Genomic DNA, 10,164 nt, shown 5'->3' on the forward strand with positions numbered 1-10,164 from the left:
TACCGCCGCCGCTATATTAAAAATTTTATTTTAGAAGGAGAAAAAAGTTATGACTAAGTATATTTTATTTATTTTTATAATAAATATTTTCATTATTAGCAACATTGGCTTTTCTCAAACGCTCGATGAAATAATAGAAAAATTTACCGCATCACAAGAGGTTGATTCACTGCTTAGGTATTATCGACTTCCCGATCCAAGGCTTGACTTTTCAAAAGAAGAACAGAAAGATAAAAATAAAATTATGGAAATTGAGGACAGATATATTGCGCGTGCTGATGAAATGTTGAAAAAGGGACAGTTACCGAATAATAATGAGTTTCAAACTTATTTTTATGGCAAATTAGGAGTTTCTTATTTACATAAGAAGGAATACGACAAGTCAATTTATTATTTTAATGAAGCAAACGAAAAAGCAAAAACTATGCAACCTGATTTACAAAAAGCTTACATTGCCGGTATCGAAATGTTTCTAATAGGTGCCTATTCTGCTACAAATAAATATATAAATTCTTTGCAACTTGCGAAGAAAGCTATTGTACTATATCAAGACATAGGAAAAGGCAAATTAAAAAATTCACTTGCGGTTTCCAGTGTGAGTGAGTATGTTGATGCTGCAAAAGGTTTAGGTTGGAGTGTTAGGTCGATTGAAGATTCTTTACAAGAAATAAGCAATGCCTATATGAACGAAGTTGGTTGTGCTGCGGATTTTCAATTATTACTCTTAGCGCAAGAACAAAAAAATAAAACTCGGGTTGAAGCACTGAAAAATAGAATTTTGACTCGTTACCCAAAAACGTGGGAATATACAATTATTTATGAAAGTTATTTTGATGCTGTCCTAAAATAACAATATTTTAATAGTTGAACTTGTGATAAATATATCAATAAAATCAAGGGATGACAAGGTTTTATTTAATGACCGACAAAAACGGGCGAAACAAAAAACTAACTTTTTAATGCGTATAAATTAAAAAATACCTCAAATGAGGTATTGACTTCTGAACTTTTCTGACTTATATTTGAGCAAATTTAGGAGCCAAAGTGTTTAAAAATTGTATGGTAATGGCAATCGTAACCATAACAGTATTTTTAATATTCGGTTATTCTTTATCGTGTCGAGATGATAAACATTTGTTAGATACAAATCAAGACCCTGTAAAACAGAAACCCGCACCACCACCTGGTGGTGATTGTTGTTCAGCATCCATGTGTGGAGTTTCTTATTTAAATTGTGGACCATTAAAATGTGACAATCCAGATAGTTGGGTAGGATGGATATGTCAATGGCAACAACCTTTTACGTGTAGGGGGGATGGTAATCCTTTTCATTTTTGCAGCCATCAATGTTTGGGTTGTATAGGAATAGGTTGCCGATGTTTTTTGTCCGCTTGTTATTGCGGTAGGAGTAATCCACTTTTTAAAGAAATTTAAAAGAAGAAAGGAATTAATTAATGAGAATTAATTTAGTTATTCAAATTATCTTCCTATTGATATTTATATTATCAACCGGATTCTCCCAGCCAGGTGAGTCAGATAAGACTATTGATTTACAGGTTTCAGAAAAAGTAGATTCTATAATAAGGGCATTAAAAATTCCGGATATACGACTTGAACTTTCATTTGAAAATAAAAAAAATAAAGATATAATTGATGAATATCGCAATAAGTTTATAATCCGTGCGGAGGAAATTATAAGCCAAAACAAAGTACCCAATAATTTTGAATTCCAAGCCTATTTTTACGGAATTTTGGGAGCATATTATATTCCCAAGGATATATTAAAATCGTTCATTTACATGAATAAGGCATTGGAAACTACAGAATTAATTACTGATAATAGAATTCTTTATCAAGCTCAGATAGAAACATATTTGTTAACAGCTTTTTTAATGGCAGAAAAATTTAAAGATGCATTACAACTATCCGAGAAATTCATTGAAAAATACCCAGGGTTAGGAAGTGGTGCATTAAAGAATGCGGTGGCTACGTACGGTGTTAATTCTTACGCTGAATCCTCAAAAAAATCTGGTGTAACGTATGAAAAAATGAAGAAATATTTAAATACGCTAAGTGAAAAATACTCAAACGAGATAGCGTGTGCTGCGGATTTTCAATTATTACTCTTAGCACAAGAACAAAAAAATAATACTCGGGTTGAAACACTGAAAAATAGAATTTTGACTCGTTATCCAAAAACGTGGGAATACACAATTATTTATGAAAGCTACTTTGATACTGTCCTAAAATAACAATATTTTAATAGTTGAACCTGTGCTAAATATACGAAACAACAAAAAAAATATCAATAAAATCAAGGGATACAAGGTTTTATTTAATGACCGACAAAAACGGGTGGAACGAAAAACTAACTTTTTAATGCGTATAAATCAAAAAATACCTCAAATGAGGTATTGACTTTTGAACTTTTCTGACTTATATTAACACAAAATTTAAAGCCAAAGAGTTAAAAAAATGGTGTGATCGCTCGGGAGGCGGAAAATACCAGGAACTTATAAAAAAACTCTTTGGCTTTTGTATTTTATTAGGCGATAGTTACGGAAGGAGAATAGCACAGGATATCACTGTAGTCCATAAACCATTTTTATCACCTTCAGCCGATTGGGTGATATTAAAAGTTTTAACTATTTTACCACTCATTTTGTATGTTTTTTCGCGTTCATCCCATGCGTCATCAGGATTAAATTCGAGACCTAAGGTGGAAGCAAGCATAGTAGCTGCTAAATCTTCAGCATATTCACCTGCCTTCTCGTCAGTCTCTCCAAACGGATGATGCTCTGACAGGTAACCGTATTGAGTTGCATCTGCCGGAGTTGCTACACCAATCGAAGCCGCAATCAAGCGGTTCGGTTCATTTGTGGAGTTTCGAGCCATTACACAAAATGTAATTTCGCCCGGTTGCAATAATTTTGAACCCTCATCAACTGTTACTCTTTTACAACCGGGGGGAAAAATGCTCGATACAGTTACTAAATTACTTTTCTCGATCTTAGCATCGCGTAATGCAATTTCGAAAGATTGAAGGTAGTCTTTATGTTTACCTACTCCTTTTGTAAAAAATATTTTTGCGGGAACATACAATTTATCATCTCCATTTATTATTGATTATTTATTTTTTTCAGTTACTATTTTTAAAAATCTTCTTTTACCAATTTTTACAATAAAATTACTTACAAGCGGTATCATCTGGTTTACATCTGTTATCCGGTTTCCATCGATACTTACACCCCCCTGCTCAACAAGCCGGCGTGCATCTGATTTTGATGTAGCAAGTTTTGTATCAGTTAATATCTGTATTACATTCATTTCTTTTTCATTTGTTTCGAGTATGAATTCATCGATGGTATCCGGAATTTCTTTCTGCACAAATATTCTATCAAATTCTTCTTCAGCTTTTCGTGCCTCATCATCCGACCAATAAAGTGAAACAAGTGATCGAGCTAAAAACCTTTTCGTTTCGCGCGGATTGGTTGTAACCCGTTCTTTGATTTTATTTAAATCATCAGTCTCTATATCTGTAGTCAACAAAAAGTAATCGTAAATAAGCTTATCGGGTATCGAAAGGGTTTTTCCGTAAATTTCTTTTGGCGATTCGGCTACACCAATATAATTATCCAGCGATTTGCTCATCTTTTCGACGCCATCGGTTCCGGTAAGTATCGGAAGCATAATTGCTACTTGAGGGTCGAGTCCGAATTCTCTTTGAATATCTCTACCGACTAATAGATTAAATTTTTGATCTGTGCCGCCTAATTCAACATCGGCTTTAATTGCCACCGAATCCATCGCCTGTGCTAGTGGGTACAAAAATTCGTGAACGCTGATCGGCTCACCATCCCGGTACCGTTTTTCAAAATCGTCTCTTTCCAACATTCTTGCAACGGTATATTTACTGGCAAGCGCAATTACGTCAGCAAAGGTCATACTTGCCAACCATTCTGAGTTATAAAGCATTTTGATATTTTTTGTTGAAAGAATTTTTGTCGCTTGTTCAAAATAACTTTGTCCGTTTTTGCGTGTCTCGTCCAGTGTCAGTGATGGGCGTGTTTTACTTTTGCCCGACGGGTCGCCAATCATTCCGGTAAAGTCGCCTACTATCAATATTGCCTCGTGTCCTAAATCCTGGAAGTGGCGAAGTTTACGGAGAACTACGGAATGCCCCAAATGTAAATCGGGACGGCTCGGGTCGCAGCCGAGTTTAATTTTTAATGGCGTTTGAGTTTTAATGGACTTCTCGATTTTGGCAACTAAAGTATCTTCGGGAATTATCTCGAAGACTCCCCGCTTAATGAGGTCCATCTGTTCGTTTAAGGTAGGAAACAATTCTTAATTTATTCTCTTGATTATTTTATAAAATTTAAATACCGTATTTTCTTCTTACTTCGCGTTCGGTTTCACGTTTGGCTATGGCTTCCCGTTTGTCGAACATCTTTTTTCCGCGGGCAAGGGCTAACTCAACTTTTATTCTGTTGTTTTTTAGATAAACTTGAGTCGGAACTAAAGTAGTTCCTTCTTCCTGAAGTTTGCCGATGAGGCGTCTAATTTCACGTTTATTGAGCAAAAGCTTCCGATCGCGTTTAGGGTCGTGGTTGTTACGACTTGCTTGGTCAAACGGGCTAATATGCATGTTTTCAAGCCATACTTCGCCACCTCTTATCTTGGCAAAACTGTCTAACAAATTTGCATTTCCAAGACGCAGCGATTTTACTTCAGTTCCTTTGAGCACTATTCCAACCTCATAAGTTTCTATTATGTAGAAATCGTGCCGCGCTTTTCTATTGTGAATTAGAACTTTTTCTTCGCTTGTTTCAGATGCCATTTTGTTCAATTTTTACGATGCAATTATAATAAATTTGTGAGGTAAATGCAATGATATTTTTTTTAATTCAGCTTTATTTTTTATATATTAAACACAAACAATTTTATAAATAATTTTAGAGAGGATGTAATAATGACTATAAAAGATATTGAAAAACTGTTAGGTAACGAAGCCGAAAGCTTACTCGCACATAAATGTACTGGGATTCCAAAAGAGATGCTTCATCTCCCATCGCCCAATTTTGTTGATAAAATATTTGCCGATTCCGACCGTTCGATTGCAACACTACGAAGTTTGCAAACATTGTTCAGTAACGGAAGATTGGCTGGCACCGGCTTTCTTTCTATTCTACCTGTTGATCAGGGAATTGAACACACAGCCGGGGCCTCGTTTGCACCCAACCCGATTTATTTCGACCCTGAAAACATAGTTAAACTTGCCATCGAAGGGGGCTGTAATGCGGTTGCTTCGACATTGGGTGTTTTAGGAATTGTCGCTCGGAAATACGCACACAAAATTCCCTTCATCTTAAAATTCAATCATAACGAACTGCTCACTTATCCAACCAAACACGACCAAATCATCTTCGCCAATATCAGACAAGCTTACCATATGGGTGCGGTTGCCGTAGGTGCAACTATTTACTTCGGTTCGCCTGAATCAACAAGACAAATTCAAGAAGTCTCCGAAATGTTCCATCAAGCTCACGAGATGGGAATGGCAACAATACTCTGGTGCTATTTACGCAATCCAGCTTTCCAAACCAGCGATAAGGATTATCATTTAGCTGCCGACTTAACAGGTCAAGCCGACCATTTAGGAGCCACAATCGAAGCTGATATCATCAAGCAAAAGATGCCCGAGAACAACGGCGGATTTACAGCTCTTAAATTCTCAAAGTCGCACAAAAAAATGTACACCGAATTATGCTCAGACCACCCTATCGATTTAACAAGGTATCAGGTTGCTAACGGTTATATGGGAAGAATCGGTTTGATAAATTCAGGTGGCGCATCGGGCGAAAACGATTTTGCAGAAGCTGTTCGTACTGCTGTTATCAATAAACGCGCTGGCGGTATGGGCTTGATCTCAGGTAGGAAAGCTTTCCAAAGACCTATGAACGAAGGGGCAAAAATTCTAAATGCGATTCAAGATGTATATCTATCTAAAGATGTTACTGTAGCATAAATGACGAAGCCGCTAAAAATCACTTTAGGGATTTTAGGCAGTGCAATTATTATACTAATCGCTTTAATCTTTTTCCTAAAATATTTAGTTACTAAATCGTTTCCCGAATACGAGGGTAAAATAAATGTAGAAGGAATAAACGGCGCGGTTACTATCTACCGCGATGAGTTCGGTGTACCGCATATATTTGCTGACAACGAACACGACTTGATGTTTACAGCAGGATATGTCCAAGCTCAAGACCGTTTATGGCAGATGGATATTTCGAGACGAGCCGGCGAAGGACGCTTAGCTGAAGTTTTAGGAAGTTCTGCAGCCGGTTTCGACAGGCTTTTTCGAACTTTGAACCTGACTGAAATTGTCTCGAAAATAGAAGCCGAGTTGCCGCCCGAAGTCAACTCAGCTTTAAGAGCTTATTCCGACGGTGTAAATGCTTTCATTCGGGAAAATCAGGGGAATTTTCCCATCGAGTTTGATATGTTAGGATACGAACCTGAATTATGGAAAGTCGAGCACAGCCTGCTTCTCTCACGCCTAATGGCTTGGGATTTAAATTTGGCTTGGTGGGTCGATTTGACGATGGGGGCGCTGACGGATAAATTCGGATACGAAAAAGCGAAGGAATTACTTCCGGTTTATCCCGCAGAAGCACCGACGATAGTTGGGGGAAAGTTGCAGGAAAAAAAAGTTGTACGGAATACCACGCACAACCTACTCGACACTCCGGATATTTCAGGTTTTAAACATCTCGTACAACAGTATCGAAATTATTTTGGCATTAATGGTTCGGCAACAGGAAGTAATGCCTGGGTAATTTCTTCTGCAAAATCGGCAAGCGGCAAACCGATATTGGCTAACGATCCGCATCTCGGTTTACCTGCACCGTCAAAGTGGTACGAGATGCATCTCTCGGCGCCCGGTTGGAATGTAGCCGGCTGTGCTATTCCCGGAACTCCCTTTATCGTCATTGGCAGCAATGATCGAATCGCCTGGGGTTTGACTAATGCTATGATTGATGAAACCGATTTCTATATTGTAACAACCGACACTACTAATCCAAACTTGTATAATTACGAAAAAAAATTGATCCCGATTAAGAACCGTGAGGAAGTAATATATATTGGAAAAGAGGATAGTTTAGAATTTACGATTCGCGAAACTCATCACGGGCCGATAATCAGCGACCTCCATCCAGCCCTGATGACAAAAGCAAATCCCCAAAATAAATTAGTTGCGATGCGTTGGTGCGGATTTGAAGTCAGCCAGGAACCTTATGCTTTTTACCTGATCAACAAAGCAAGTAATAAAGAAGAGTTTGAAAATGGCCTGAAACATTTTGCTGTTCCGGGGCAAAATTTTATTTATGCAGATATAGAGGGAAATATCGGTCATTGGACAGCAGCAAAAATTCCGCTGCGTGGAAATTTCAATCCCACATTTCCGCTTCCCGGATGGTCGAAAGAGTATGAGTGGAAGGGCTTTGTCAGCTACGAACAATTACCAAAACTTTGGAATCCGCCTGAACAATTTATAGCAACTGCAAATAATAAAATTGCCGATAATACTTCTTACTTTATTTCAAATCTCTTTATGCCCCCTTCGCGCATCGAAAGAATAAACGAACTTCTAAACGAAGCACCTTTATTTTCTGTAGAAGATTTTAAAAGAATGCAGTTGGATTACATCTCACCACATGCCCGCAATCTTACAAGGTTAATTACAAATACATTCAGCGAATATCCTGTAACAGATTCAGATATAAAGTCGACTCTCGAATATTTGAACAATTGGGATTTCAAACACTCGCCAACCGATGTCGCTTCAACGATTTTTAATATGTTCTTCGTAAAACTAATTCATAACACTTTCGAAGATGAGATGGGGAAAGAAATTTTGAATGATTACATGTTTTTTTCTGCTGTGCCAATTATAGTTGTTGATAAAATATTTTCTGCTGATTCATCAGGTTGGTTCGACAATGTTAACACGGAACGGGTAGAAACAAAGTCGGATATAATCAAAAAAAGTTTTTCCGATGCCCTTGCACAGCTTCGAACTGATATAAATCCGGAATTAAAAAATTGGCAGTGGGGTGTTTTGCATTCGGTTACTTTTGAACACCTGTTCGGCAAACGAAAACCTCTCGATAAAGTTTTTAATATAGGACCTTTTCCGGTTGGTGGTTCGACAAACACAATAAACAACGGCGAGTACAATTTCAGTCGTCCGTTCAAAAACGTTGTGGGTCCCTCAACCCGCCAGATAGTCGATTTAGCAAGACCTTTGAGCAGGTTTAGTGTCCTAACCACGGGACAATCGGGACAGCCGCTTAATAAGCATTATTCCGACCAAACATTGTTGTGGTTAAACGGCGATTATAAAATCGTTTCAATGAATCGAAATGAGATTGAAAATTCAGGTTGGAATAAATTGGTATTAGCTCCGCAAAAATAATGAGGCCTAAATGTTTTCAGAAAAATTAATTCAAAAATTAAAAGCAGCTGAATCGGTCGTGTTTTTTACAGGAGCCGGAATATCAGCAGAAAGCGGAGTGCCGACTTTCCGCGGTGATGAGGGGCTTTGGAAAAAATTTAAACCTGAAGAGCTTGCCAACTTCGATGCTTTTTTAAGAAATACTGAACTTGTTTGGGAGTGGTACAAATACCGGAAGCAAATTATTGCAAACGTTCAGCCAAACCCGGGTCATTATGCAATTGTAGAGTTTGAAAAATTATATAAAAACTTTGCAATCATCACGCAAAACGTGGACAATTTACATCGGCGGGCAGGGAGTAAAAATATATTCGAGTTGCACGGAAACATACAACTCAACTATTGTATAAAATGCAGGAAAGATTTTTCGGATGAATTGATTTTATCAAATGCTGAAATCCCAAAGTGCGATGTCTGCGCCGGATTAATCCGTCCGGGGGTTGTATGGTTCGGAGAAATGCTGCCCGAAGACCAGTGGAACGGAGCTGAAAGGGCTGCACTTTCAGCAGATTTGTTTTTCTCTGTCGGAACTTCGGGTATTGTTTATCCGGCGGCTTCGTTACCATATTTAGCAAAGCGGAACGGAGCTTATATTGTAGAAGTCAATCCCGACCCCACACCTATTACGGAAATTGCCGATGAATTTTTATGCGGAAAGTCGGGCGAGATTTTACCTCAAATTGTTAAAATAATTTCCAATGAAAAATAAACAAGAAAGAAATACTAACCGCATAGTTGCGTTTCAAGGAGAAGATGGCGCATATTCACAGGAAGCTATTTTTAAGATTTTCGGACCATATACGCATACGTTACCTTGTCGTACTTTCGAGGATATTTTTAAGTCGGTTGAAAACGAAAAAGCTGAATTAGGTTTACTTCCCATCGAAAATTCTACAGCAGGTGCTATAAACCAATCGTACGATCTGCTTTTAGATCACGATCTTAAAATATCTGGCGAGATAATTTTTCGGGTTCGCCACGCCCTGCTTGCTGCGAATGGGACCACACTTGAAAATATTAGAAGGGTGTATTCACATCCGCAGGCGCTTGCCCAGTGCGAACAGTTTATAGCATCGCACAGTTGGGAAGCGGTATCGGTTTACGACACTGCAGGTGCAGCACGGCAACTCGCGGTATCGGGCGAACCTGACGCAGCAGCAATCGCAAGCGAAACTGCTGCACGGTTATACGGTCTGCAAATTCTTGCCACCGGCGTTGAAGATTTATCAAATAACTTTACACGTTTTTTTGTGATTGGAAATTCTGAGTTGCCGCGGACAGAAAAATCGAAAACCTCAATTGTGTTTACAACAGAGAATGTTCCCGGCGCTTTGTACGATTGTCTTGGTTATCTTGCATTGCGTAGAATTAATTTAACCAAACTCGAATCGCGTCCTGACCGCCGGAACCCTTGGCATTATGTGTTCTATCTTGATTTTGAAGGACACCGCGAAGACCAACTCTGTCGCGATATGTTAAACGATTTACAAAATAAATCATCGTTTCTCAAAGTGTTAGGTTCTTATCCTGCTACAGACATTTGACCACTACGTGATCATTTAAAAATAAACGACTTCAGAGAAGTCGAATGTCTGTATAATCAAAGAACAAAAGAAATATCGACCCCGTAGGGGTCGTATGTT

Annotated in this window: 9 protein-coding genes; 6 read left to right on the forward strand and 3 right to left on the reverse strand. The window is 38.2% G+C overall.

The features are described from left to right. Nucleotides 1–49 precede the first annotated feature (49 nt). Both QME58_03585 and QME58_03590 read left to right on the forward strand, forming a co-directional pair. Nucleotides 50–850 (forward strand): hypothetical protein, encoded by an 801-nt coding sequence (locus QME58_03585; protein MDI6802913.1) that lies wholly within the window; start codon nucleotides 50–52, stop codon nucleotides 848–850. Between the two features lie 604 nt (nucleotides 851–1,454). After that, nucleotides 1,455–2,252, forward strand: coding sequence for a hypothetical protein (locus tag QME58_03590; protein MDI6802914.1), 798 nt, complete (start codon nucleotides 1,455–1,457; stop codon nucleotides 2,250–2,252). A gap of 304 nt (nucleotides 2,253–2,556) precedes the next feature. Here the strand turns inward: QME58_03590 and QME58_03595 are convergent, their stop codons facing one another. Genes QME58_03595 through smpB form a run of 3 tightly spaced genes read right to left on the reverse strand, consistent with a single transcriptional unit; the run spans nucleotide 2,557 to nucleotide 4,840 of the window. Then, entirely contained in the window at nucleotides 2,557–3,102 is a 546-nt protein-coding gene (locus tag QME58_03595; GenBank protein MDI6802915.1) for an arginine decarboxylase, pyruvoyl-dependent, read from the reverse strand. 24 nt (nucleotides 3,103–3,126) lie between these two features. Continuing rightward, nucleotides 3,127–4,320 carry a tyrosine--tRNA ligase gene (tyrS, locus tag QME58_03600; GenBank protein MDI6802916.1) on the reverse strand — a complete coding sequence of 398 codons (1,194 nt, stop codon included), beginning with the start codon at nucleotides 4,318–4,320 and terminating at the stop codon, nucleotides 3,127–3,129. A gap of 58 nt (nucleotides 4,321–4,378) precedes the next feature. Further along, nucleotides 4,379–4,840, reverse strand: a complete 462-nt coding sequence (gene smpB / locus QME58_03605) for an SsrA-binding protein SmpB (protein ID MDI6802917.1) — start codon at nucleotides 4,838–4,840, stop codon at nucleotides 4,379–4,381. A gap of 132 nt (nucleotides 4,841–4,972) precedes the next feature. Between smpB and QME58_03610 the strand changes: the two genes are divergently transcribed. The 4 genes from QME58_03610 to pheA are packed head-to-tail and all read left to right on the forward strand — an operon-like array spanning nucleotide 4,973 to nucleotide 10,065. Next, nucleotides 4,973–6,028 carry a class I fructose-bisphosphate aldolase gene (locus tag QME58_03610; protein ID MDI6802918.1) on the forward strand — a complete coding sequence of 352 codons (1,056 nt, stop codon included), beginning with the start codon at nucleotides 4,973–4,975 and terminating at the stop codon, nucleotides 6,026–6,028. Beyond that, nucleotides 6,029–8,482, forward strand: a complete 2,454-nt coding sequence (locus QME58_03615; GenBank protein MDI6802919.1) for a penicillin acylase family protein — start codon at nucleotides 6,029–6,031, stop codon at nucleotides 8,480–8,482. A gap of 10 nt (nucleotides 8,483–8,492) precedes the next feature. Further along, entirely contained in the window at nucleotides 8,493–9,230 is a 738-nt protein-coding gene (locus tag QME58_03620; GenBank protein MDI6802920.1) for an NAD-dependent deacylase, read from the forward strand. Next, nucleotides 9,220–10,065 carry a prephenate dehydratase gene (gene pheA / locus QME58_03625; GenBank protein ID MDI6802921.1) on the forward strand — a complete coding sequence of 282 codons (846 nt, stop codon included), beginning with the start codon at nucleotides 9,220–9,222 and terminating at the stop codon, nucleotides 10,063–10,065. The genes QME58_03620 and pheA overlap by 11 nt, the downstream gene beginning before the upstream one ends. Nucleotides 10,066–10,164 lie beyond the last annotated feature (99 nt).

This window comes from Bacteroidota bacterium (assembly GCA_030017895.1).
Classification (GTDB): Bacteria; Bacteroidota; Ignavibacteria; order UBA10030; family BY39; genus JASEGV01.

What these genes read in the sequence shown, in the direction of transcription:
- QME58_03585 (MDI6802913.1), top strand. Translation starts at nt 50, where the DNA reads ATGACTAAGTATATTTTATTTATTTTTATAATAAATATTTTCATTATT.
- QME58_03590 (MDI6802914.1), top strand. Translation starts at nt 1,455, where the DNA reads ATGAGAATTAATTTAGTTATTCAAATTATCTTCCTATTGATATTTATA.
- tyrS (MDI6802916.1), bottom strand. Translation starts at nt 4,320, where the DNA reads ATGGACCTCATTAAGCGGGGAGTCTTCGAGATAATTCCCGAAGATACT.
- smpB (MDI6802917.1), bottom strand. Translation starts at nt 4,840, where the DNA reads ATGGCATCTGAAACAAGCGAAGAAAAAGTTCTAATTCACAATAGAAAA.
- QME58_03610 (MDI6802918.1), top strand. Translation starts at nt 4,973, where the DNA reads ATGACTATAAAAGATATTGAAAAACTGTTAGGTAACGAAGCCGAAAGC.
- QME58_03615 (MDI6802919.1), top strand. Translation starts at nt 6,029, where the DNA reads ATGACGAAGCCGCTAAAAATCACTTTAGGGATTTTAGGCAGTGCAATT.
- QME58_03620 (MDI6802920.1), top strand. Translation starts at nt 8,493, where the DNA reads ATGTTTTCAGAAAAATTAATTCAAAAATTAAAAGCAGCTGAATCGGTC.
- pheA (MDI6802921.1), top strand. Translation starts at nt 9,220, where the DNA reads ATGAAAAATAAACAAGAAAGAAATACTAACCGCATAGTTGCGTTTCAA.